This window comes from Paenibacillus sp. J31R120 (assembly GCF_056269225.1).
The window spans coordinates 1,220,317-1,243,114 of sequence record NZ_JBWDNN010000002.1 but is presented as its reverse complement, the minus strand read 5'-3'; the positions used below and the strand labels follow the sequence as shown (position 1 = coordinate 1,243,114).

22 protein-coding genes are annotated in these 22,798 nt (G+C 52.5%); 9 read left to right on the top strand and 13 right to left on the bottom strand.

Annotation, left to right across the window (positions count from 1 at the left end):
• Positions 1 to 27: 27 nt before the first annotated feature.
• Positions 28 to 960, bottom strand: a complete 933-nt coding sequence (locus AC0YNW_RS11830; RefSeq protein ID WP_475832112.1) for an EamA family transporter — start codon at positions 958 to 960, stop codon at positions 28 to 30.
• Between the two features lie 198 nt (positions 961 to 1,158).
• On the opposite strand from AC0YNW_RS11830, the gene AC0YNW_RS11825 reads away from it, so the two are divergent.
• On the top strand, positions 1,159 to 2,115 hold the full coding sequence (locus AC0YNW_RS11825; protein WP_475832111.1) for an ABC transporter ATP-binding protein: 957 nt from the start codon (positions 1,159 to 1,161) through the stop codon (positions 2,113 to 2,115).
• 4 nt (positions 2,116 to 2,119) lie between these two features.
• Complete coding sequence (locus AC0YNW_RS11820; protein WP_475832110.1) at positions 2,120 to 3,241, top strand: ABC transporter permease; 1,122 nt, start codon at positions 2,120 to 2,122, stop codon at positions 3,239 to 3,241.
• A 365-nt stretch (positions 3,242 to 3,606) separates the two neighbouring features.
• Here the strand turns inward: AC0YNW_RS11820 and AC0YNW_RS11815 are convergent, their stop codons facing one another.
• Both AC0YNW_RS11815 and AC0YNW_RS11810 read right to left on the bottom strand, forming a co-directional pair.
• Positions 3,607 to 4,683 (bottom strand): cation diffusion facilitator family transporter, encoded by a 1,077-nt coding sequence (locus AC0YNW_RS11815; protein WP_475832109.1) that lies wholly within the window; start codon positions 4,681 to 4,683, stop codon positions 3,607 to 3,609.
• A 290-nt stretch (positions 4,684 to 4,973) separates the two neighbouring features.
• Entirely contained in the window at positions 4,974 to 5,342 is a 369-nt protein-coding gene (locus tag AC0YNW_RS11810; protein ID WP_475832108.1) for an ArsR/SmtB family transcription factor, read from the bottom strand.
• 194 nt (positions 5,343 to 5,536) lie between these two features.
• On the opposite strand from AC0YNW_RS11810, the gene AC0YNW_RS11805 reads away from it, so the two are divergent.
• Positions 5,537 to 5,698, top strand: a complete 162-nt coding sequence (locus AC0YNW_RS11805) for a hypothetical protein (RefSeq protein ID WP_475832107.1) — start codon at positions 5,537 to 5,539, stop codon at positions 5,696 to 5,698.
• Between the two features lie 141 nt (positions 5,699 to 5,839).
• A complete protein-coding gene (locus AC0YNW_RS11800; RefSeq protein WP_475832106.1) occupies positions 5,840 to 6,484 on the top strand; it encodes a metal-dependent hydrolase in 645 nt (214 codons plus the stop codon).
• On the opposite strand, the gene pruA is transcribed toward AC0YNW_RS11800, so the two are convergent.
• The 7 genes from pruA to AC0YNW_RS11765 all read right to left on the bottom strand — a co-directional run bounded on the left by pruA (position 6,481) and on the right by AC0YNW_RS11765 (position 14,442).
• Positions 6,481 to 8,028 (bottom strand): L-glutamate gamma-semialdehyde dehydrogenase, encoded by a 1,548-nt coding sequence (pruA, locus tag AC0YNW_RS11795; protein WP_475832105.1) that lies wholly within the window; start codon positions 8,026 to 8,028, stop codon positions 6,481 to 6,483. The genes AC0YNW_RS11800 and pruA overlap by 4 nt on opposite strands.
• Positions 8,029 to 8,134: 106 nt before the next feature.
• Positions 8,135 to 8,434, bottom strand: a complete 300-nt coding sequence (locus tag AC0YNW_RS11790; protein WP_475832104.1) for a DUF6509 family protein — start codon at positions 8,432 to 8,434, stop codon at positions 8,135 to 8,137.
• 124 nt (positions 8,435 to 8,558) lie between these two features.
• Positions 8,559 to 9,491 (bottom strand): manganese-dependent inorganic pyrophosphatase, encoded by a 933-nt coding sequence (locus tag AC0YNW_RS11785; RefSeq protein WP_475832103.1) that lies wholly within the window; start codon positions 9,489 to 9,491, stop codon positions 8,559 to 8,561.
• Positions 9,492 to 9,681: 190 nt separating this feature from the next.
• Entirely contained in the window at positions 9,682 to 11,403 is a 1,722-nt protein-coding gene (locus tag AC0YNW_RS11780; RefSeq protein WP_475832102.1) for a methyl-accepting chemotaxis protein, read from the bottom strand.
• A 115-nt stretch (positions 11,404 to 11,518) separates the two neighbouring features.
• Positions 11,519 to 12,409, bottom strand: a complete 891-nt coding sequence (locus AC0YNW_RS11775; RefSeq protein ID WP_387469241.1) for a sugar phosphate isomerase/epimerase family protein — start codon at positions 12,407 to 12,409, stop codon at positions 11,519 to 11,521.
• A gap of 120 nt (positions 12,410 to 12,529) precedes the next feature.
• Positions 12,530 to 13,387: a sugar phosphate isomerase/epimerase family protein gene (locus tag AC0YNW_RS11770; RefSeq protein WP_475832101.1), complete on the bottom strand. Its 858-nt coding sequence runs from the start codon at positions 13,385 to 13,387 to the stop codon at positions 12,530 to 12,532.
• Positions 13,384 to 14,442, bottom strand: a complete 1,059-nt coding sequence (locus tag AC0YNW_RS11765; protein ID WP_475832100.1) for a Gfo/Idh/MocA family protein — start codon at positions 14,440 to 14,442, stop codon at positions 13,384 to 13,386. The genes AC0YNW_RS11770 and AC0YNW_RS11765 overlap by 4 nt, the downstream gene beginning before the upstream one ends.
• A 154-nt stretch (positions 14,443 to 14,596) precedes the next feature.
• On the opposite strand from AC0YNW_RS11765, the gene AC0YNW_RS11760 reads away from it, so the two are divergent.
• Together AC0YNW_RS11760 and AC0YNW_RS11755 are read left to right on the top strand one after the other, a co-directional pair.
• Entirely contained in the window at positions 14,597 to 15,469 is an 873-nt protein-coding gene (locus tag AC0YNW_RS11760) for an AraC family transcriptional regulator (RefSeq protein ID WP_387469249.1), read from the top strand.
• Positions 15,469 to 15,834, top strand: coding sequence for a hypothetical protein (locus AC0YNW_RS11755; protein WP_475832099.1), 366 nt, complete (start codon positions 15,469 to 15,471; stop codon positions 15,832 to 15,834). The genes AC0YNW_RS11760 and AC0YNW_RS11755 overlap by 1 nt, the downstream gene beginning before the upstream one ends.
• Positions 15,835 to 15,884: 50 nt before the next feature.
• On the opposite strand, the gene thrC is transcribed toward AC0YNW_RS11755, so the two are convergent.
• Positions 15,885 to 17,285, bottom strand: coding sequence for a threonine synthase (gene thrC, locus AC0YNW_RS11750; RefSeq protein WP_475832098.1), 1,401 nt, complete (start codon positions 17,283 to 17,285; stop codon positions 15,885 to 15,887).
• Positions 17,286 to 17,549: 264 nt separating this feature from the next.
• Between thrC and AC0YNW_RS11745 the strand changes: the two genes are divergently transcribed.
• From AC0YNW_RS11745 to AC0YNW_RS11735, 3 genes are read left to right on the top strand one after another with little or no spacing between them, the layout of a single operon-like run.
• On the top strand, positions 17,550 to 18,161 hold the full coding sequence (locus tag AC0YNW_RS11745; protein ID WP_475832097.1) for a DUF4358 domain-containing protein: 612 nt from the start codon (positions 17,550 to 17,552) through the stop codon (positions 18,159 to 18,161).
• Between the two features lie 15 nt (positions 18,162 to 18,176).
• Positions 18,177 to 19,571 carry an MBOAT family O-acyltransferase gene (locus AC0YNW_RS11740; RefSeq protein WP_475832096.1) on the top strand — a complete coding sequence of 465 codons (1,395 nt, stop codon included), beginning with the start codon at positions 18,177 to 18,179 and terminating at the stop codon, positions 19,569 to 19,571.
• A 21-nt stretch (positions 19,572 to 19,592) separates the two neighbouring features.
• Positions 19,593 to 20,747 carry a DHHW family protein gene (locus AC0YNW_RS11735; protein WP_475832095.1) on the top strand — a complete coding sequence of 385 codons (1,155 nt, stop codon included), beginning with the start codon at positions 19,593 to 19,595 and terminating at the stop codon, positions 20,745 to 20,747.
• 644 nt (positions 20,748 to 21,391) lie between these two features.
• Here the strand turns inward: AC0YNW_RS11735 and AC0YNW_RS11730 are convergent.
• Both AC0YNW_RS11730 and AC0YNW_RS11725 read right to left on the bottom strand, forming a co-directional pair.
• Entirely contained in the window at positions 21,392 to 22,270 is an 879-nt protein-coding gene (locus AC0YNW_RS11730; protein WP_475832094.1) for a DUF72 domain-containing protein, read from the bottom strand.
• 9 nt (positions 22,271 to 22,279) lie between these two features.
• Positions 22,280 to 22,741 carry an MEKHLA domain-containing protein gene (locus AC0YNW_RS11725; protein ID WP_387469266.1) on the bottom strand — a complete coding sequence of 154 codons (462 nt, stop codon included), beginning with the start codon at positions 22,739 to 22,741 and terminating at the stop codon, positions 22,280 to 22,282.
• Positions 22,742 to 22,798: the final 57 nt, after the last annotated feature.

Here is a 22,798-nt window from a genome sequence, read left to right as displayed (position 1 = left end):
GTTTCAATTTTTCAGCTTTGGCTTAAATCAAGCACCAAATAATCGCATCAGAAGAATGCCGAGGAATGACAACACAATGCCAGCAACTTCGGTGCGTGTAAACTTATCTTTGACGATAAATCGGGTATATAAAAGCACAATGAGCACATTTAGCGCCACAACAGCCGATACCAGGCCCGCCTTGCCTAATCCGAATGCCGTAATAATGAGCATCATGCCAAGCGTATTCGTCGTGCCGACCGCCATGCCGATCAGGAACGTCCGTCTATCGCTCCAACGATTGACTTTGGTCGGAGCAGCCATGCCGGCATTCGCTTGAACAACGGGCATGGCGGACGCTGCAGCAATCTGTGCTTTCGCCGCCGTCGCTTCCGTCCGGCGGTCCTTCAGCCACCACAGGCCGAAGCAGATCGCTCCCGTGGTGAACAGCATGAACATGCTGGGATACAGCTCCGCTCCCATCATCGTCGACCATTTGCCGGACAGGTCGTTGCACGCGAATAGAAGCGTCGCCAATATGCCCCACTGCGCCCCCTTCAAATCTTTAAACGACAAATCATTGGAATACCGGACAAGCAGCACACCGCCTACAATAATGAGAAAGGCGATCAGTTGCATGAGGTGAAGCCTTTCATTCCATAGGAAAAAAGCCACAATGACGACAACAACTGAAGGAAGCGAAGTCAACACCGCCACCAATGAGGCTTTCCCTACTGCAAAACCTTTGAACATACTGGCATTGCCGCCAAAAGAGAACAGTCCCATTTGGATACCGATCAGACAGGCCAGCGACCATGTTGAGGAGATAGCAAGCGAGATAACGAGATTAACCAGCGCCCCCATTGCGAACGTACCGCATAGCAGGGCATTGCGATTAAGCGACTTCTGGCTGGTCCAGTGATAGAGAATGCCTCGAAGACCAAAGCTGATTGCCGCGAAGATGGAAAAGGTGATCCACATAGATGATTGCTGCTCCTTCCACTAAGAAGACCATGAAATTGTAATATGTATGACAGAACACTCCTAATCATAGCATTGATACGAGCAGGATTCCTACTGTCTCGCATGCCGTATCCGTCTAGAGACCGAGAGAAAAGCAGGCTCTGGACGCTAGGCGCAAGCTTTATGACAGCCCTACAATAAAGAGAAGTACACAATATGCTGAACAAAGGAGCGATTGAAGACATGCCCGTATTGGAAGTCCAGAACCTGCGCAAGTCATTTGGTGACGCCAGGGCCGTGGAGAGCATCAGCTTCTCCGTCCAGCCCGGAGAGATTTTCACCATTATCGGACCGAACGGCGCTGGCAAAACGACCACTTTGGAAATGATTGAAGGCTTGCTGCCTCCAGATGCCGGCGTAATCAAATTCGGAGACAAGAACTGGGATAGAGATGCCGAGCAAATTAAATACAACATCGGTGTTCAGCCGCAATCCAGCGCCATATTCGACTTGCTTACCGTTGAGGAAAACCTGGAGCTGTTCGCCACTTTCTACCCGAAATCCCGTTCTGCCGCTGAAGTCATGGAAATGATTAACCTGACCGACCAACGGAACCGGCACGTCAAGAAGCTGTCCGGCGGCCAACAGCAGCGGCTGGCAATCGGGCTCGCTATGGTGAACGACCCGCAGATTATATTTCTTGATGAACCGACAACCGGGCTTGATCCTCAGGCGCGTCGCAACATTTGGGATATTATCCTCAAGCTGAAGAAGCTCGGCAAAACGACGATTCTTACCACCCATTATATGGAGGAAGCCGAAAAGCTAAGCGATCGAGTCTGTATCGTCGATCAGGGCAAAATTGTGGCGCTCGACACGCCTTCCGCCTTAATCGACAGTCTGACCAAGGAACGCGAAGTGCGGCTGTCCTTTCTGGACGGCGCTGCAGCGGCTGCCGCTGCAGATGAAGTAGCGCGCACGCAAGATGCAGTCGTTCGCACTCAGTTGGAGGGCGACTCCCTGCAAATATGGACTACCAAGCCGGAAGAAACACTATATGAATTGTTCGGGTTTACAAAAGACCGCGGTTACCGCGTCGAGCAAATCTCAATCCGGGAAATGAGCCTGGAGGATGTATTCATCGCCTTCACCGGCAAGGAATGGAGGGATTAAGGCTATGGCTGCCAAGCAATTCGCCAGTATGTTCACCGCACAGTTGAAAATGATGTTCAGGGAGAAGCAGGTATGGTTTTGGAATATCTTTTTCCCCATTATCCTAATGGTCTTATTCATGATTATATTCGGAGGCAGCGGCTCCAGCAGCAGCTTCAAGGCTACGATTGCCGTCGCCGATCCCGTACCTAATGCCTCTTCGGGCATGCTGCTCTCTCAATTACAGCAAATCCCGGTATTTGAGATGAAAGAAGAAACTCCCATTACGCTGGAGCAAGGCCGAGAATGGGTCGAAAACAAAGATATTGACGCCTTAATCGTTCTCCCGGAGACAGAAGGAGTGTCCGAGGTCGGACTCATCGTCAACCGCGAGCGTGAAGGCAGCGCAACGACACAAGCGATATCCGGTATTCTGGACCGGTTCATCCAGCAGGCGAATCTTGCCGCTGTCGGCGCTACAGCTACATATACGATCAGCATGGACTCCATCACCTCGGCATCCGACGATACAAATTATCAAGACTTTCTAATGACAGGCATGATCGGCTTGTCCCTTGCTCAAGGCGGCCTATTCGGCATGGTCGAGCTGGTCGATATGCGCAAGCGCGGTCTGCTGAAGCGTCTGCGGATGACGCCTGCCAAGATGGGACTGTTCGGGCTTGCGGGAATGATTGTCCGATTAATGCTGGGCATTATACAGGTAGTCATTCTAGGTCTGATCGGCGTGTTCGCCTTTGGCGCGAATCTGCATATTAATTTCGCCAGCCTGGCAATCGCCTTTTTCGTCGGCGCGCTCGTCTTCAATGCGATGGGCTACCTGTTCTCATCTTTCAGCAAAACGATGGAGGCTTACATGGGCGTCGCCAATATTTCCAGTATGCTGATGATGTTCTTAAGCGGCGTCTTCTTCCCTCTGGAGTCGTTGCCGGAATGGCTGCAGCCCGTTCCAAAGATGCTGCCGCTCACCTACTTTGTAGACGGTCTGCGCGACGGACTCATCTATGCGAACGGTGTATTATCCAGCAGCTTCTGGCTGGGCATGGGCATCATGGCCATCTGGGGAGTCGTCTGCTTCCTCCTCGGCTCGCAAATCTACCGCTCCAAATCGATTGCGGCTACAAGGTAGCCGTATAATGACTGATGATTGTCTGACGAGTGCAGCCGGTTGGCTGGTGAAATGAACAAAGGGCAGTTCCAAGTCGCTAACGACTTGGAACTGCCCTTTTCTCTTTGTTCATTACTCCGCATGTGCTCTCTGATGCGCGCCCCTGTTGTTGCGTTTAGTGGTGTGTGGCAACACTAGTTCTCCTTTTCGTGTACTTTCGTACTTTTAACGTTTCTCGGCAACACTATTTCCGGGTTTCCGTCCGCATGGCGCGATTAGTGGTGTATGGCAACGCTATACCGGGTCATCAGAAATGCCATACCATCAGGTTGCTTTTATGCAATTTTCATCTCTATTTTCTGTCCCCTCGATCAGCTCACAAGCAGCTATACTTTTAACTCAGCATGCTGGAGATGTGATTTTTCTACCTGGATGGTTGTGTGTTGAATTTGGAATTCCTGCTCGATACGCCGGACAGCTTCTTGCAATACCAATTGGCTGCTTGCGCTATCCTCAATCAGCACATGGCAGGAGAGTGAATCCAGTCCGGATGTAATGGTCCAGATATGGAGATCATGAACATCCTTAACCCCGCTGATGCCAAGGAGCACTTCCTTCACTCTCTCCGCATCAATCGTAATCGGCGTTCCCTCCATAAGAATATGGATGGTGGATTTGATGATACCCCAAGCACTCTTCAGAATGAGCAAAGCGACAATGACGCTGATGATTGGATCAGCGATATACCAATTGAACAGCATCATCAGCAACCCTGCTATAATCGCGCCTACCGAACCAAGCGCGTCACCCAATACATGCAAATATGCGCTTCTTACGTTCAAATTGCCGTGTACGTCGCCTTTGCGCATCAAGGTCCATGCGCTGGCCAGGTTGGCGAGCAATCCAATACTCGCAATAATCATCATGGAGCCGCTGGCGACAGTCGGCGGGTCCTGGAACCGCTCGATCGCTTCCGCTACGATAAATCCGGCTATAACGAACAAGGTTACGCCATTCAACAAAGCAGCGAGTATCTCAAACCGGTAAAAGCCGTATGTTTTGTTGGGCGAAGCAGGCTTGGCCGCAAACCACATGGCGATCAGACTAAGCGCAAGCGCTCCTGCATCGCTCAGCATATGGCCCGAATCCGAAAGCAGCGCCAAGGAATTGGTAACAAGGCCGCCGACAAATTCCAGAACCATTATGGTACTTGTAATGATAAGCGCAATCAGCAATCCCGCTTTATTGTTCGGGCCATGATGATGGTGGCCGTGCCCATGGGAATGGCTGTGCGAATGCGAATGATTGTGAGAATGAGCATGCTTCTGCGAATGTGAATCCTTAGGTGCATGTGATTGATCGTGCGTATGGTTATGCGAATGACCCTCGTGATGGTTGTGCTTCGAATGGGCAGCTCCCCCTTTGCCCTTTCTGGAGCCGCCCCTTGAGTTTGTCGTGCTCATACCGAATTCCTCCCCTGTGACCGTACATTAAGTTAATATATGAACATATGCTCATATGTATTATATGTTACACATTTCCTCTTGGCAACTGTTGTTTTAAAGCTCCTGGTTCGAGTCTAATGCTAAGCATGTATACAGATTTTTTCACTATTCACCTAAGAGCACCCTACTATCAGCTTTGCCATCAGGCATACAAAAAACCACGCGCCGCCGTTTCCTTGGAAGGAACGGGCGAAACGCGTGGTATTCATACTTCAACCAGAACGCTTTTCATTGCATATCAATCTCACTTACCCATGCTTCAAGTGCTGAAGCGTTAGTACAATCAATTGCTCCACATGATCGTCATCGAGTGAATAGAAGACCGTCTTGCCGACCTTGCGGCGCTTCACGATGCGCATATTGCGCAGGAGCCGCAGCTGATGGGAGATAGCGGATTGCCCCATCCCGAGCACCTCTGTCAAATCATGCACGCATAGCTCTGACTGAAGCAGCGCATGAATAATCCGTATTCGCGTCGGATCGCCGAGCGCCTTGAATAGATCGGCCAATTCTATCGCCGTCGAATCGTCAACCAGCTTCTCCTTGACGATACCAATATCCGCTTCCGTGCCAGCGCATGTATCATCGCATGCTGCTGACGCAATTCCATTTTCCATCCGGCATCCCACCACATCTGATCTAAATGATGCCCCCATTATAGCATTAGGTTTTCAAGACTGCCACTATAAGCGCAACCAGAACGCTGCTTGAACAGCTCGAACATTTCATCGGAGGCCGGAATCAACTATAATAAAGCAAGGTTAACCTGTGAGCGAACATACAGATACGACGAGAGGAGGCTGGCCTTATTATGTTCACGCTTAAGGAAAAACAGTATTTGCTAACACTGCTGCAAGCAGAGAAACGAAAATCATTTTGGGGCATTCGCAAAAGAGATCCCCTCCACGACAAGCTCGTCGAGAAGCTTGAGCAGATGGTCCGCAACGAGCAGGTGAATAAGGAGCATCTCTAACGGGCTGTAAAACCCCGGAACTCTATTGTTTCAGCATACCGGCAGGAATCATTCAATCTATCCCTGTCCACTGGATGCACATCCAACCCGCTTAAGACATCATTTTTGCCTATCATCAAGAAAGCAACTACTGGAGGTTTCATGAGAGGAAAAACCCATCTGGCAATCGGAGCGGTTGTCGGCGCAGGAGCCGCGGCCTTCTATTCGTCCGACCTGTCGGAAAGTCATATGTATATCGGCATTGCGGCATTCTCCGCGCTTTGTCCCGACCTTGACGGACCGAGCATCCTAAGCAGCAAAATTACGAAAGCTAGCAAAAAGATCAGGGAACTCGCGCTTTGGGGCGGTGTTCTGTATATGGGCATCATTCTTTACCTATGGTTGACCGGCAAGCCTATCTCGCCTTTGGCAGCAGGCGGCAGCCTCGCCGCCGTGCTTATCGGACTGACGATGAAGCAAGGCGCGATTCGTAACGCGCTCGTCAGCGCCGTCGGTCTGTATCTTATATCGCTTGGCACCACAATGGAAGAACTATGGCTGATTGGACTTGGCGTATTTGTCATTATCGCGCCATGGCTGAAGCACCGCGGCATGACTCATACGATCTGGATGCTGCCCATATGGTGGTGGCTTGGCCTCGGTCTCGAGCAATACTTGCGCTTGGACGGGATAGCTGTCACTGCCATGCTGGGCTACTTGTCCCATCTTGCAGCGGACACCCTCACGCCAAGCGGCGTGAAGTGGCTGTATCCGCTGATGAAGAAATCCATCAAGCTGAAGCTTTAGAATCGTTCTGCTATGACCTTGGCTTGCGTCAGCAGCAGCAAGTAATCCCTTCCGCCTGCTTTGGAATCGGTACCCGACATATTGAAGCCGCCGAAGGGATGAACGCCAACAAGGGCGCCTGTACATTTGCGGTTGAAGTACAGGTTGCCGACATGGAATTGCTCCCGGGCCTGCTCCAGCTTGGCTCGGTCCCGTGCGATGACCGCACCTGTCAGACCATATTCCGTATTGTTCGCAATATCAAGCGCCGCATCGAAATTCGCGGCCTTGATGAAGGCGAGCACCGGTCCGAATATCTCCTCCTGCGCAATCTGCGCATAAGGCATAACATCCCTAATGATGGTCGGCTCAATATAATAACCGGAGCTGCTTCCCTTTTGCCCGCCAAGCACGAGCGTCCCTTCCGATTTTCCGATACTAATGTATTTCAATATATTCATATAGGCCCTCTCGTCGATGACAGGCCCGATCATCGTAGACAACTCTGCCGGATTCCCCATGACAAGCGCTTGCGTGCGCTCCACCACTTTTTCCAAAACCGCCTCATAGACCGATTCCTCCACGACAGCTCGCGAGCATGCGGAGCACTTCTGCCCGGAGTAGCCGAAGGCAGATGCCGTGATCGCTTCCGCAGCCAGATCCAGATCCGCATCTTCGGAGACGATAATCGTGTCCTTGCCGCCCATCTCCGCTATGACACGCTTGATCCATCGCTGGTCTCCTTTGGCAGCGGCCGCTCGCTCATTGATGCGGACTCCGACCTCCCTGGAGCCGGTGAAACAGATAAATCTCGTTAACGAATGCTCCACCAGAAAGTCACCGATCTCTCCTCCCGCACCAGGCAAATAATTCACCACGCCATCGGGCAAGCCTGCCTCCTCCAGCAGCCCCACGAACTTCGCCGCAATAACAGCGGTAGGACTTGCCGGCTTCAGCACCACTGTATTGCCAGCTGCCACAGCAGCCATCGTCATGCCGGCCATAATGGCCAGCGGGAAATTCCATGGCGGTATGACAATGCCCACCCCAAGCGGAATATAGAGGAGCTCGTTATCCTCACCCGAAAGCGGAATAAGCGGTTGCCGCTCGGACAATCGCTCCATCTCTCTCCCGTAATATTCCATGAAATCGATCGCTTCCGCCGTGTCTCCGTCCGCCTCCGCCCAGGTCTTGCCTGCCTCAAAGACAAGCCAAGCAGAAAACTCGTGTTTTCTGCGTCTTAGAATGGCTGCAGCCTTGTACAGCACGCGCGCCCTTGCCGACGGATCAACCCGTTTCCATTGTTCGAATGCGGCAGCGGCAGCCAGCATAGCTCGATGCGCATGCTCCGCGTCGGCTTGCGAGACCGTCCCGATCGTCTGTTTAATTTCAGCAGGGTTGATCGACTTCCGTTTCGTCGTAGTTTCCACGAAATCGGAGCCAATCTTCAGATGATATTCACGGCCAAGCTGGGATTCAACAGTCCGCAGCGCAGCCTGAAACTCGGCAATGGCATCGCTTTGGGTGAAATCGGTAAACGGCTCGTTCCGAAACGGCTCCCGCACAGTCATCTCCCCCTATGCATCAGGTTCACTTCACACCCGGTGTAAAGTTGCTCTTCTTGAACTTTATGCAGGAGAGACGCGGCTCATAACAAACTCCGGCGCAATCCTAGTCCTCGATCGGTAGAGCAACCTGCTCCTTGCAGAATGCATCGACGAATTGTTCTTCTTCCTCCGTCATTTCCATATCGATATACGAGCCTTTAGCCCCATTCAGAAATTCATATTTGACGATACGCGAAGCCTCGTTATCTTTCACATAGACAACCCGCAGCCTTACGCCCTCTTCCGAATACAGCTCGTCCTCTTCATCAACGTCAAGCTCCAGCAGCAGCTCATAGCGCTCCCCGGACAAGATGCCGAACGGGTCTTTCATCCGTTCAATTGTATATTCTCTAATTTCAAACATATCATATCCTCCTGATCTTGCCTCTGCATCAACTGGCACATACCAGTATAACGCAAAAGGCAGTCCAAAGCTTCATAAAAGAAGCTCTGGACTGCCTCGTATAATCGAAGAATGCGCGTAAAATTTACAGCGCGCTCAGCGTTTCCGTCAGAACCGGAACGATCTGCGATTTGCGCGATACAACGCCTTTCAGCAGCGCTTTATTGTTTTCGAGCGATACGTTATAGGCTTTCTCTACCGCATCCGCTTTGCTTCCAAGCGCCAGCGCGATGGAGTCATTGTTCAGGATGTCCGTTACGACCAGCACGAACAGGTCAAGGCCTTTCGCCGCGATGATGCCGTTCAGCGCGCTCTCAAGCTCCGCTTGGCGATTCAGCACATCGTTCGTGTCCACCGCATTTACTTGAGCGATTTCAACTTTGTAGCTGCCCATGGAGAATTCCTTCGCATCCAGGGAGATCAATTGCTCGATTGTTTTGTCGCTAAGATCAGCGCCTGCCTTAAGCATGTCCAATCCGTAAGCATCCGCATCCACGCCAGCGATCTCTGCCAGCTCACGAGCTGCCGCAACATCTTGCTCCGTGCAAGTCGGGGATTTGAACAAAAGGGAATCCGAGATAATAGCAGAAAGCATCAGGCCTGCGATTTCCTTGCGGATCGCTACGCCGTTTTCTTTGTACAGCTTGTTCAGGATGGTAGCTGTGCAGCCCACAGGCTCAGCGCGGAAGTAAAGCGGGCCTGCCGTCTCAAAGTTCGCGATGCGGTGATGGTCGATGACTTCAACCACACGTACTTTATCGATGTCGTTCGCGCTCTGCTGGCGCTCGTTATGATCGACAAGAATAACGTCCTTCACTTCGTCCGCTACGTTCTCTACCAGGCGCGGTGCCGCAATGCCGAAATAGTTCAGCGCATATTGCGTCTCGCCGTTCACTTCGCCGAGGCGAACCGCTTCAACGTCCGCGCCAAGCTTGCTCTTCAGCTCCGCGTAAGCGATTGCCGAAGTAATTGTGTCGGTGTCCGGGTTTTTGTGCCCGAAAATAAGCGTTTTTGCCATGATCCATACTCCTTAACGAATAGATTTGGCCCCTCGCGACCATTCGCTCGCGTCAGCCCATTTGATTTGATTATACACTATTACCGATTATAACCTTAAGTCCACCTTATTCCTATACCTTTACACCGAATTAAATGCAAAAAAATTGCAGCGGCCTCCAAGAGGCCACCGCATGGCATTATTTTTCAGCCTACACAATAAATCGCTTATTCAAAGAAGTCAGCTCATTAGACATCAGCTTGAGCGATTCTGCCGAAGCGGCCACTTCGTCCATCGATACAATCTGCGTAGTGGAATTGCTCGCAATGCCCTGGAAGTGCTGCGCCGCTTGCCGCGAGATTTGCTCCATCTCCTCCACGGATGCCGCAACCTCCTCCGATTCCGCCGACACTTCCTGCGACGCCGATGATACCTCCAGCAGCTGTGCATGAACCTGCTCCAATCCATATACGATGGAGCCGAACGTTTTGCCCGCCTCCTGCACGCTGATCATTCCCGTATGCACCTTATCCGCATTGCTCTCCATACCGGAGGAGAGACGTGCTGTCTGCTCCTGCGTCTTCGAGATCAGCTCTGCGATTTGAACCGCGAACGCTTGGGACTGCGACGCAAGCTTGCGCACCTGCTCTGCCACCACCGCAAAGCCTCGCCCATTCTCTCCGGCATGTGCAGCCTCAATCGCCGCATTCAGCGCAAGCAGATTCGTCTGCTCCGCAATATCGGACATCATCGTCGTAATCTCGCCGATCTCATCCGACCGGCTCTCCAGCTCCTTCGTCGCGGCCAGCATCGCTTCCGCCGCTTCACCGATCGCCTCCATCTCCGACATCGCTTGACCAATAAGCGCATGACCTCTGTCAGAGTGGTCCTTCGTCTCCTGAGCCACATCCGACACGATGGAAGCCGACTCGGTAATGCGAAGCATGCTTCGGGTCATTCCTTCGACCGCCTTGGTCATATCAGCCGCACGGTTCACCTGAATATGAGCACCGCCGGACGCCTCCTGAATGCTCACAGCAATATGACGGCTCGCCTCCGTCGTGGACCGGGCGTGCTGCGAGACATCCTCCGACGCGGAGAGCAGTCGCTCCGAATTGTCTCTCATGCTTCGGATAACAGACCTCGTATTGGAGACAAGCTGCTGGAACGTATGCGCCAGATTCCCGATCTCATCCTTGCGATGAATCGCAATGTCTACCGTCATATCGCCTTCCCGCACTTTGGCCACCTGATTCGTCAGTTGATTCAGCGGTCTGGTCAAATAACTGGCCAATGCAACCACTAGCGCGATTCCGGCTAGTACGATGCCAAGCGCTACCCATAGCGTTGTTTTCGTATTCTGGGACATAAGCGCATAGACATTAGTTGCGTCAAAGTCCGCTCCCATGACACCTATCATGTCGCCAGCGCTATTCTTAAGCGGCACATATGCTGTAATTGTGGCCCCGTATTCGGAATCATTCGTCAACTCGCCTACGACTGACTTGCCCTCTGCGAAAGCCTGGATCATTCCTTCGTAGCCATTCTCCTCCCGCGTACCCAAGGGAGAGAAGTCATCCTCTGCTACATCCTGGGGAGCCCCGTCTACCATATAGTAATAATAAGTCTCACCGTTCTCCTCGCCCTGTGCAAGCGTATACAAATATTTCAAACCATTCGTTTCTCTGAGCCCATTCATCTCTGCCCGAAGCTCCTGATAATAGGGCGTCTCTCCTGCCTCGACGGTTAATTCCGCATATCTCTCTCTATCAATAAGCGACGCAGCGCTCTCCGCCACGATCTGTGCCTGTGCGCCAAGCGAATTCTCCACAAGGCTCATCGACGAGCGGTAAATGGTAATGCCCAGCACCGCGACCGCCGCGATAATCAAGCACGAGAAAAACAACACCATTCTGGTCAACAATCGATTCAAGCGAAATACCCCTTCCCGAAAATGGAAAAAATCACATGACACTATCTTACAGGATTCGAGCTGTTTCGCGCTATAGCAAATAATAAAGGAGCGCCTGTAAGACGCTCCTCCTCTATTACCCTCTGAACTTCTTCAAAAAATCAACGGCCAGCTGGATATCAACCTCCGGATTGGTGCCTACCTCGCGCTCGATTGTAAGATAGCCTTTGTAGCCGATATCGTTCAGCGCCTGCAAATATCCGTTCCAATCAACGCCGCCTTCGCCTAGCGGCACTTCGCGGAAGGCCGATCCCGTCTCCGCCATCTGGGCAATCTTCTCATGGTCGAGCTCTACCTCGTAGCCATAATCGCCATAGACATCGCGCGGGTCGATATGGCCGAGCTTAATGCCGTCTTTCGCATGCGTATGCACAATATAATCCTTCAGATTGTGGACGCCTTGCACAGGATCGTCACCCGTCACCATGACCATGTTCGCCGGGTCGAAGTTGACAGATACACCCTTCGTGCCAAGGCCGTCCAGGAACGACTTCAGGTGAGCGGATGTCTCCGGCCCTGTCTCAATCGCGAAGAAGGCGTTGTTCTCGCTGGCAAAGCGGCTGAGCTCCTCGCATGCCACATGCATCGTCTCGTACACGCGGCTGTTGCGGTCAGCCGGCACAATGCCGATATGCGTCGTCACGATGTTAGTGCCAAGCTCCAGACCAAGCTCCATAATGCGCTTGGACTTCTCGATCTTCTCCCGGTTTTGCGCTGGGTCCTGGAAGCCATGTCCGCCCAGATCGCCTACAAGGGCCGATATCTCCAACCCTAGTGATTCGATATAAGACTTCCATTCCTTCCTCGCCGCCGGAGAGAGGTTCGCCGGGTCCATCTCGCCTTTCACCGCGTAGATCTGCACGCCGTCCGCACCGACCTTGCTCGCCTTTACCAGACCTTCCTTCACGCCTACATGAAAGCTGTCCACGATAACACCGATTTTATTCGTTATGATTGGCGCTGCCACATCTATCAACTCCTCACAATTTAATGGATCCCAGTTCACTTCATGGATGCCAAATCCAACATGCTGCTCCAAAATGCTATTCCATTCAGCTATGCGCCTTAGAGAACCCGCTTAGCTATGCTAAATTTCAGCCCAAAGCTTCTTTACATAGTTAAAGCCCAACTTCGTGCCTTCGAAGCAGTCTTCCATGCCTTCAAATTCGATCGAAATGTAGCCGTCGTAGCCGCTTTCCTTCACGATGCGCAGCACATGCGGCATGTCGATATCTCCTTGGCCGACGATCGCGCCGCGCAGCCAATTGCCCGAGGAGGACTTGAACCAGCCCTCGCCCGGATAACGGTAGGAAGGGCGCTTATAGAAGTCCTTCACATGCACCATGGAAGCCAGCTTCACATTATTGGCGACCGCCGTTGCCGAATCCTCATCCGCGCACAGGAAGTTGCCGACGTCCAGCGTCGTACGGTAGTTGTCGCGTCCGACCGCTTGTACAAGAGCTTGTACACGGTCGCTGTGTTGGATGAAAAAGCCGTGATTTTCTACGCTTGTCGTAATGCCATGCGGCTTAGCATAATCCGCAATCTCACGGCATGCATCCGCCAAGCGCGGCAGTTGAGACAGGAAGTTGCCGATGGACAGATCCTGGGAGGAGGCCACATCGTGACGCATCAGCTTGATGCCAAGCGCTGCGCAGACGTCCACCTCGCGCTTCACGCGTTCAATCTCCTTCTCATAGGCTTCGCCTTCAAGGCCGGCGAAGTTCGCCCCGATTGCATAATTGGACAATTCGACGCCATGTTGTTTCGCGGCATTGCGAATATCGTCAATTAACTCCGGATTCTCAATCATGGAGAAGCCCAGCGGCACAATCTCCGCATGCTCCGCGCCGATGCTAGCAATATGCTCGATCATGCCGGTCAGGCTAATCTTTCCTGCTGCGAATGCCTTATACAAGCTGTATGTGCTGATGCCGAGTTTCATAGCTTCACCTCTTGGCCGCTAGCCGCGGACTCGTAGATGCCGCACAGAATCTTCATGATCTCGACGCCGTCCTCTACAGGACTGAGCGGCTTCGTGCCGTTTTGCACATTTTCGATGAAGTGGTTGATCTCGTTTTGGAACGCGCTTTGGAAGTGGAAGCCCGCATGATCCGTCTGCGGCAGTATGTTCACAATGGTGTTGTTCTTCTCCGTGACAATCACCGTCTCCGGATCAATCTCCATACCGCCCTTGTCGCCGTACAGGCGAACGAACATCTCATCCTTCTTGGCATGCAGCGTGAAGCTCGCATCGACCAGCAGGGATGCTCCGTTCTCGAAGCGAATCATCGCATTGGCCATATCTTCAATCGTATTTTTGGCAGCGTCGTAATCCGCCGCTTGGTAGAAGGACAGATGCTCCACGTTGGAGCGGTTGCCGAGCTTGCGGTACGTATTGGCGCTGACGGAAACCGGCTTCGGACGGCCCATCATGTACCAGCACAGGTCGATCACATGGACGCCGATATCGATCAGCGGACCGCCGCCGGAGCGCTCGATATCCGCGAACCATCCGCCCGGGTTGCCGAGGCGGCGAATCGCCGTTGCTTTCGCATAATAGATTTCGCCGAACTCGCCTTCGTTCGCAAGCGATTTCAAGAGTTGTGCATTTGTGTCATAGCGGCGAACAAAGCCGACTTGCAGAATCTTGCCCGACGCTTCCACCGCGCGTTGTACGTTAAGCGCTTCCTCAACGGTCCGGCAAAGCGGCTTCTCGACCAGCACATGCTTGCCCGCTTCCACAGCTGCGATGCTGATCTCCGCATGCGTATTGTTCCACGTACAGATGCTTACCGCCTGAACGACAAGATCAGCCAGCAGCTCCCTGTAATCCGTATATACTTTCTCTGCGCCGTACTTCTCCGCGGCTGCCCGCGCGCGTTCCTCGTTCAGATCGCATACAGCGTAAATATTGGCTTCCTTGTTGTTTTTGTAAGCATCAAGATGCAGTGACGAGATTGAACCGGTACCGATGACTCCGATTTGGACAGTAGACATGACCCATCTCTCCTTTAGTAGAATAATAGCGAACACGATGCTGCAACCTTTGTAAGGTATATACTTTCGTATTATAATGAATAAAGGTTCGAAGGCCATGCAAAGGCGTGCGGTTTGTTTGTACAAATGTGCTATTTGGAGGGAATCATCACCTATGAAGCTCAATAAAAATGAATCGCTGCGAGAGCAGATGAGCATGCCCAATCCGCATTTTCCAATTAAAATGCATCGCTCCCGCTATAGCCAAGGAGGAATGGTACTATTCCACCATCATTGGCACAAGCATCTGGAATTCCTTTACTTCGAGTCGGGCGAGGCCTTAATTGAATGCGGCTCGACAACGATTCACGCGAAGCCTGGCGACTTGATTGTCGTGAACAGCAACGAGCTTCACTACGGATTCAGTCTAGCGCCGAATCTGGTCTATTACGTACTCATTGCTGATATATCGCTGCTCCAGAGCGGCTCAGTAGACGCGGCGGAAACCAAATTCATCGCCCCTATCTCCCAGAACCAGCTGCTGCTGCGCAATCATATTCGAGGGGATCAAGTGACCATTGCCTGCATGCATAATCTCATCCGGGAGCTGGAGAACCGTGAGTTCGGCTACGAACTGGCCATCAAGTCCGAGCTGTACCGCTTGTTGGCGCTGCTGCTGCGGGGGCATGTCACCACCGTGCTGACGAAGGATGAATATGCCGAGCGGATGAAAAATGTAGAGCGCTTCGAGCCCGTCTTCCGCTTTATCGCCGAGCATTACCGGGAAGAGCTGACGGTGGAGGAATTGTCCGGCATCGCAGGATTAAGCCGCTACCACTTCAGCCGGCTGTTCAAGGAGCTTACCGGGCGCACCGTTACGGAATACGTCACTGCAGCGCGTCTCGACAAGGCGGATTATCTGCTGCGCAATACGCCCCTTACTGTATCAGAGGTTGCCGCGGCTTCCGGCTTTAACGATATCTATTATTTCAGCCGTACGTTCAAGAAACATAAGAAAGTGTCCCCCTCCAAAATACGGGAGGATTGATGGGAGCTGTCTTGCGAATCGCAGGGCAGCTTCTTCGTTTACATACAAGCTTCTGCCCGCCACCCCCCTCTCCGCATTTTATCCATCCGCTTCCAGAATTCATGAAGCTGACCGTCTGCCTGTATGCATGCTCCGAGCTCGTATCCCATACGTTGGGCATCAGCACGATCCGGACAGCAACCTTCCCCGTTGGCATTGCAGCAGTCATACTATCCATCTCCGTATATGAAAGCGCGGCGGAATTTGTAGAGTTTACACCAAAGACAAGGTCCGTCTTCTCCTTCATCTTCACCATCATCCCAATAGCCATCGCGCTTATCTGTCTGATGCGGCCGTCCAAATCGGCGATCAGGACGTCAGCATAAAGAGCCGCCGACCAGCACAGGTCGACGGCTCTTCATTGAGTTTGTTGCGATTATGCGTTATAGAACTTCTCCAATTGCTCCACGATTTCTTCCAGCTTGCCGTCCACCTGAATTTGCTTCTGCGGCTTGTCGAACAACGAAGAAATCTCTTGCGGGAAGGATTGCTCGATGCCGCACAGTCGGATCGCTTCATCGAACTTTGCCGGGTGAGCTGTCGCAAGCGAGATGCTGATCTCGCCTTCCTCCGCGCATTTCTGAACGGCTGCGACGCCGCAAGCGGAATGCGGATCAAGCAGATAGTCGTATTTGGTCTTGTAATCGGTAATCGTGTCCAGACACTCCTGGCCCAGTACGCCATGCGCGGCGAACTCGGACTGCACCTTGCGCAGCGCTTCTTCGGAGATGGAGATTTCTCCTTCCGCCTTGAATTGCGCCATCAGTCGCTCGATTTGCTCCGGATCTTCGCCAAGCACATAATACAAGTAACGCTCAAAGTTGCTTGCTACTTGAATATCCATAGACGGGCTATATGTCACACGGAAATCGCCTGGCATATAGACGCCTTCCTGAATGAAGCGCTCCAGAATGTTGTTTTCGTTGGTCGCCAGAATCAGCTTGCCGACCGGCAGGCCCATACGCTTCGCAAGATAACCAGCGAAGATGTCGCCGAAGTTGCCTGTCGGTACGCTGAAGTTTACCTTGCCAATTTCTCCGTCTTGCGCCTTCGCCACTTGGAAGTACGCATAGAAGTAATATACGGTCTGCGCCATAATGCGCACAAAGTTGATGGAGTTGATCGCTGCCAGATGGTTGGCCGACTTGTAGTCCAGATCGGCGAACAGCTCCTTAATCATCCGCTGGCAGTCGTCGAAGTTGCCTTCAACCGACAGGTTAAGCACATTGTCGTCCTGAACCGTCGTCATCTGAAGCTCCTGCACCTTGCTCACTTTGCCGTTCGGATGCAGGATGCAGATCTTGATGCCTTCCTTGCCGCGCACCCCTTGGATCGCTGAAGCCCCGGTATCTCCGGAGGTTGCGCCCAGAATATGAATTTTCTTGCCTTGCTTCGCTGCGACATAGGAATAGAACTGGCCCATAAATTGCAGCGCGATATCTTTGAACGCGAAGGTCGGACCGTGGAACAGCTCCAGCAGGTACAAGCCGTCATGAAGGCGGCGCACCGGCGTTACTTCAGGATCGCGAAACGTAGAGTAGCTTGCCTCTACCATCGCCTTCAGGTCCGCTTCCGGAATTTCGTTGTTCGTGTAATACGAGAAAATCTCCAGGACAAGCTCCTGATAGCTCAGCTCCTGCCATGCCTTCAGCGTCTCCGCAGAAATCTGCGGGATTTCGCTTGGCACCAGCAAGCCTCCGTCATCAGCAAGTCCCATCATAAAAGCATCAATGAATCCGATTTTGCCTACCTTGCCTCTTGTACTGATGTACTCCATTTGTCGTTCCTCCTACATGCCGTCGCTTTAACGCGTGGAATAGCTCTTTTATGCATTTTATCATCGTTTGCTCTGAAAATCGAATACCTATTTTCATTTGGGCGAATTTTTTTGCCGCTGGCTGCCGGATGCGCCATTACTATGAAGCGGCATTCAGCAGTTATTCCCAAGCAGCATACGGAGTGCAACATTATTATGACGCCTACCGTTTGTACCAATGTGAGTTCACAAACAAACGAGATACACACCAAGGAGATGGATAACATGAAAAAAAGAGTACTTCAACTATTGATGGTCGTAGCTATGGGCGTTGCCCTGACTGCATGCAGCGGAAACAATACCGATAAAAACGTCAATGCCGGCAACGGATCAAATACGTCGCAAGACGGCAGCAACGCAGGTTCCAATTCGGGCGGAGAGACCGATCCGGGAGACGATGCGGATAAAGGCAAGGAAGAAGGAGACGGCACTGGCGCGGGCAGCGCGGAAGCGGATTCCGCCAAAGGAATCGTAGATGCGATCTTGAACAAAGTGGAACAGCCTGCTCTGGCCCCAATCGAAGGCGACATGGTGAAGGATCTGTATCACCTGGACCCGTCGATCCTTGCGGATTATGCCATTATGTCGCCGCTTATGAACGTGAAGACGAATGAGGTAGCCGTACTGAAAGTAAAGGATGCCAAAGATGTCGCGACAGTGGAAGAAGCGGTTAAGAAGCGTGCTGCCGACGTGCAGAAGCAATTCGAGACGTACCTGCAGGACCAATACGAGAACGCCAAGAACTTTCAAGTTGTGAAAAAAGGCGACTACGTGCTGTTCGTCATTTCGGAATCGGCTGATGATATCGTATCCGAATTCAATTCACTCGTGAAGTAATAACCGGACAAGAAGATGGTATTCAGCAGCCTGTTATTTCTATTTATCTTTTTGCCAGCTGTATTGCTCGTCTATCATCTCTCCCCTAAGCGAATCCGCAATGTCATTCTGCTCGTCGCAAGCCTGATCTTCTACGCTTGGGGCGAGCCGATCTACATTGCGCTCATGCTGTTCTCGACATGTACGGATTATATCTTCGGCTTGTTGCTGGACGGAGAGAAGAAGAGCGAAGCGGCAAGAAAGTGGATTCTGACGGCATCCATTATTGTGAACCTGGGCGTACTCGGATTTTTCAAATATGCCGATTTCCTGATCGGGAACGTGAACGCACTTCTCGGCACAAGCATCCCGCCGACCGATCTTCCGCTTCCGATCGGCATCTCGTTCTATACGTTCCAGTCTATGTCCTACATCATTGACGTTTATCGACGCACCTCGAAGGCGCAGCGCAACTGGCTGGACTTCGCCACCTTCGTCGCCCTGTTCCCGCAGCTGGTAGCCGGACCGATCGTCCGCTACAACACCATTGCGGAGCAGCTGCGCGAGCGGTTCGTGAACAACGAGATGTTCGCGGAGGGCGTGCGCCGGTTCACGATCGGCCTGGCGAAGAAGGTGCTGCTGGCGAACAATATCGGCATGCTGTGGAATGAGATTTCGGCCGGACATCTGAATACGATGCCCGTGCTCACGGCATGGCTTGGCATGATCGCCTTTGCATTCCAGATCTATTTCGACTTTAGCGGTTATTCCGATATGGCGATCGGCCTTGGACTGATGTTCGGCTTTCGGTTCAACGAAAACTTCAACAAGCCGTACACAGCGCAAAGCATTACGGATTTCTGGCGGAGATGGCATATCTCGCTCGGCACCTGGTTCCGGGAATATGTCTATATTCCGCTCGGCGGCAACAGGCGCGGCCTGTCGATCCAGCTTCGCAACATCCTGATCGTATGGGCGCTGACAGGCATCTGGCATGGCGCCAGCTGGAACTTCCTGTTCTGGGGATTGTATTTCGGCTTGGTGCTGATGATCGAGAAATGGTTTGCGCTGGAGCTGCTGTCGAAGCTGCCTCGTTGGATACGTCACAGTTACGCGCTGTTTTTGATTTTGATCGGCTGGGTATTTTTCGCCTTTGACAAGCTGCCGGACATGACCGCTTACTTCGGCGCGATGTTTGGTGCGAATGGCAGTCCGCTCTGGGACCAGCAAACGATCTATTTGTTCTACACAAACGCTATTCTGCTGCTATTGCTAATCGTGGCATCGATGCAGAGGCCGCGAGGCATCCGGGCAGGCGGTACGCTGCTTCATCCCGCAGTTGCACTGGTCTGGCATGGCATATTGTTCCTGATATCAGTCGCTTATTTGGTAGACGCAACCTTTAACCCGTTTCTGTATTTCCGGTTCTAACCGAGAGGGAGTTCGCTGTTTATGAAGAAAGTTATGGACCGGGTTTATACCTGGGGATTTGTATCGCTGCTGGGCATCATGTCCGCGTTATTTTTCCTTCTGCCGAAGTCGGTGTTCTCCGAGACGGAGAACCGGAATTTGCAGGAAGCGCCGAAGCTGAATTGGGAGCGGCTCTGGTCGAAGCAATTCGCGGATGACGCCGAGCTGTTCGTGACCGACCACTTCCCGTTCCGCTCCGACTGGGTAAAGACCAAGTCGATGATGGAGCAGCTGAGGCTTCAGAAAGAAAACAACGGTATTTACTTGGGAAAAGACGGTTATTTGTTCGAAAAATTTGGCGAGCCGGACTTCGAGATGCTTGGCGACTATGCCGACGCAATCAAGCAGTTCGCAGCCAATCATCCCGATGCCGCCGTGAAGCTGTTGCTGTCGCCGAACTCAGTAGGCGTATACCCGGAGCGCTTGCCGTGGCAGGCTGCCGCATACCCGCAAGGCATTGTGCATGACTTTATTGCGGACCGGATCGGGAATGGGGTGACGTTCCTGAATGGATTCGACTTCTTTAAGGGGGAGAATCGTTCGGAGGATAGCCGCGAGCTCTTTTATAAAACGGATCATCACTGGACTTCGTACGGCGCCTATCTGGCTTACAAAGCGTATGCCTCAGACATGGGCTGGACGCCTATGACGGAAGACGAGTTCCATATTCGCACGGTGACGGATTCGTTCCTCGGCAGCTATCACACGCGCGGGCAATTCGGATCGGCCAAGCCGGACTCTATTGAGGTGTACGAACCGAAAAACAAGGTGCATTCGGAGATGTATATTGCCGATACGGACACGACGAAGGACAGCCTTTACGATGAGAGCTACCTGGCGAAGAAAGACAAATACGGCTACTTCCAAGGCGGCGTTCATGCCCTCATAACCGTAACTTCTGACCTCGCACCTGAGCAGGTCGATCTGGATAAGCTGCTGATCGTGAAAGACTCTTATGCGCACAGCATGCTGCCGTTCCTGACGAACCATGTGAAGGAAATCCATATGATCGATATCCGGTTCTACAACGGCAATATTGGCGACTATATGGAGCAAAACGGAATCGACGATGCGCTGATGTTGTTTAATACCTCTACCTTTGTAGGAGAGAGAGGATTGCTGAAGCTGAAGTATTGATTGCTAGACTGCTAAATTGATAGATTGCTGATCGCTATGGCCGCTGCGCGCGGGATTGTTCTTCCGATCGCTGTTGTAGACGGATTCTTTTGATTTCCTTAACCCTCATAGGGTAAGAATCCGTCTACAAAGGCGAACACTCCGTTTCTCCAGAACATTCCCGCGCTCCGCTAGTCTTCGACAGTACAGATTAGTAACAGATACGCTAGGTCAAGCTCTGATGTGACATTTCAAGCCAATTCATTCAAACAGCTACTGCGTCAGAACAGTTTCAACTGCTCGCGACCGGGCGAAGGGGAGTCATATGGCTCACTTCCGCCCGGTTTTTTTGGTCCAACAGCGCCATCATCGTCTTGGAGTGGACTGCAGCCTGGCTGCCCAACGTATGAATGGATGGCTAGTCGCCACAGCCGCTGCGCGCGGGAATGTTCTTCCGATCGCTGTTGTAGACGGGTTCTTTTGATTTCCTTAACCCTCACAGGGTAAGAATCCGTCTACAAAGGCGAACACTCCATTTCTCCAGAACATTCCCGCGCTCCGCTTGTCTGCGACTGCACAGTTCAGTAACAAGATACGCTACAGTTACGATAATTCAAGCTCTGATGCAATATTTCAAAAACCATTTCATTTAAACAGATATTGCGTCAAAAAAGTTCCAACTGCTCCGGCCCGGGCGGAGGGGAGTAGAATGGCTCCCTTCCGTCCGGTCTCTTCTGTCCCAGCATGGTCATCATGGTTTTGGCGTTGCCTGCGGCATGTCCGCCGGAGTTGTTGTTGAAGATGACCGCGATGTCACGGCTCTGCGCAAGCAGGCTCTCCAGCTTGTCCCGCCACTCCGACAGCTCCGCGTCAGAATAGTTGTACAGATAGCGCACTTCCCGCCAGTTGGGGCCGCCGCCATTGTTCCAGTTCGCCGCGTTGCGGCCATGGAATCGGACGATAGACGTGTCCTTATCCGTCGCCTCCAGTATGGTCGGGATGCTGCCAATGCCTGCCTGAGGCTCGTCGCAGATGCTGTGAATCCAGCCTTCCTCCCGCATGAATTCAAGCGTCCGCTCCTTAATCCCCGCCTCGAACCAGCTCTGATGCCGAAACTCCAGCGCACATGGAATGCCCTCCATTCTGCGCTTCATCTCCCTTAATTGCTTCACGTTAGCGCTGATGCAATCGAACCAAGGCGGATACTGGAACAGCGCCGCTGTCAGCCTGCCACTATCCAGCGCCGGCACAAGCATCCGGCGGAAGGCTTCGGCCATCTCGTCGGGATCATCCTTCGCAGCCGCCGGCCCGCGCTGATGGCCTGTCATGCCTTGGTACGCCTTGACCACGAACCGAAGAGTCTCGGGCGTCCCGTTTACCCATGCAGTGAAGCGCTCCTGCGGCTGTATGGCATAGAAGGTGCTGTCTACCTCTACAACCGGAAAGTGGCTGCCGTATACATTCAGCTTCTCACCCGGCTTCGTGCCTTCCGGGTACAGGGAGTCATGATCTCCCCAGCCTGCAAGTCCAATCTGTATGCTCATCGCAGCCTCCTACAACCGCCGGTAATCGGAGAATGCGGCAGCTTGTCCTCTATATGTACCGTCTCCGTCTATCAAGTTCCATACGGTAGCACTCACGATATAGAACCGCTTGCCGGTGCTGGATATCCGAACGCCCGTGTATTCGTCTACATAACCATCAGCCGTCACCCGACTCATGAACCGCGCCCGCTCTTCCCGCTCCAACGGCTCGGCGGTCAAGCGGGACGGCGTGCTGGTGAACGTCTCCCAATCCATCTCCCATAGCTGCAAGGCCATGCAGTTGCCATAGTTCAGCACAGGGTCCGCCTCCGTACCATGGGACAGAATAACGATCGACGATTCCTCGATGGCTTTCGCCTCATCTTCTCCCGGACTAAGCTGAAGCAGCTCTTTCCCCGTCATGCGCCAATAACTGTCCAGAATTAACCGCGCATGCTCTTCCCGCGTGCCCAATCCTCTAATTTCATCCATTGCGCCTTCCTCCATTTCCCGATATCTTTCTTTCATCATGAAGGAAGGTCGGACGTA

Coding starts and splice junctions, on each gene's coding strand:
- AC0YNW_RS11830 (WP_475832112.1), bottom strand. CDS start 960: ATGTGGATCACCTTTTCCATCTTCGCGGCAATCAGCTTTGGTCTTCGA.
- AC0YNW_RS11825 (WP_475832111.1), top strand. CDS start 1,159: ATGCTGAACAAAGGAGCGATTGAAGACATGCCCGTATTGGAAGTCCAG.
- AC0YNW_RS11820 (WP_475832110.1), top strand. CDS start 2,120: ATGGCTGCCAAGCAATTCGCCAGTATGTTCACCGCACAGTTGAAAATG.
- AC0YNW_RS11815 (WP_475832109.1), bottom strand. CDS start 4,683: ATGAGCACGACAAACTCAAGGGGCGGCTCCAGAAAGGGCAAAGGGGGA.
- AC0YNW_RS11810 (WP_475832108.1), bottom strand. CDS start 5,342: ATGGAAAATGGAATTGCGTCAGCAGCATGCGATGATACATGCGCTGGC.
- AC0YNW_RS11805 (WP_475832107.1), top strand. CDS start 5,537: ATGTTCACGCTTAAGGAAAAACAGTATTTGCTAACACTGCTGCAAGCA.
- AC0YNW_RS11800 (WP_475832106.1), top strand. CDS start 5,840: ATGAGAGGAAAAACCCATCTGGCAATCGGAGCGGTTGTCGGCGCAGGA.
- AC0YNW_RS11790 (WP_475832104.1), bottom strand. CDS start 8,434: ATGTTTGAAATTAGAGAATATACAATTGAACGGATGAAAGACCCGTTC.
- AC0YNW_RS11785 (WP_475832103.1), bottom strand. CDS start 9,491: ATGGCAAAAACGCTTATTTTCGGGCACAAAAACCCGGACACCGACACA.
- AC0YNW_RS11770 (WP_475832101.1), bottom strand. CDS start 13,387: ATGAAACTCGGCATCAGCACATACAGCTTGTATAAGGCATTCGCAGCA.
- AC0YNW_RS11765 (WP_475832100.1), bottom strand. CDS start 14,442: ATGTCTACTGTCCAAATCGGAGTCATCGGTACCGGTTCAATCTCGTCA.
- AC0YNW_RS11760 (WP_387469249.1), top strand. CDS start 14,597: ATGAAGCTCAATAAAAATGAATCGCTGCGAGAGCAGATGAGCATGCCC.
- AC0YNW_RS11755 (WP_475832099.1), top strand. CDS start 15,469: ATGGGAGCTGTCTTGCGAATCGCAGGGCAGCTTCTTCGTTTACATACA.
- thrC (WP_475832098.1), bottom strand. CDS start 17,285: ATGGAGTACATCAGTACAAGAGGCAAGGTAGGCAAAATCGGATTCATT.
- AC0YNW_RS11745 (WP_475832097.1), top strand. CDS start 17,550: ATGAAAAAAAGAGTACTTCAACTATTGATGGTCGTAGCTATGGGCGTT.
- AC0YNW_RS11740 (WP_475832096.1), top strand. CDS start 18,177: ATGGTATTCAGCAGCCTGTTATTTCTATTTATCTTTTTGCCAGCTGTA.
- AC0YNW_RS11735 (WP_475832095.1), top strand. CDS start 19,593: ATGAAGAAAGTTATGGACCGGGTTTATACCTGGGGATTTGTATCGCTG.
- AC0YNW_RS11730 (WP_475832094.1), bottom strand. CDS start 22,270: ATGAGCATACAGATTGGACTTGCAGGCTGGGGAGATCATGACTCCCTG.
- AC0YNW_RS11725 (WP_387469266.1), bottom strand. CDS start 22,741: ATGGATGAAATTAGAGGATTGGGCACGCGGGAAGAGCATGCGCGGTTA.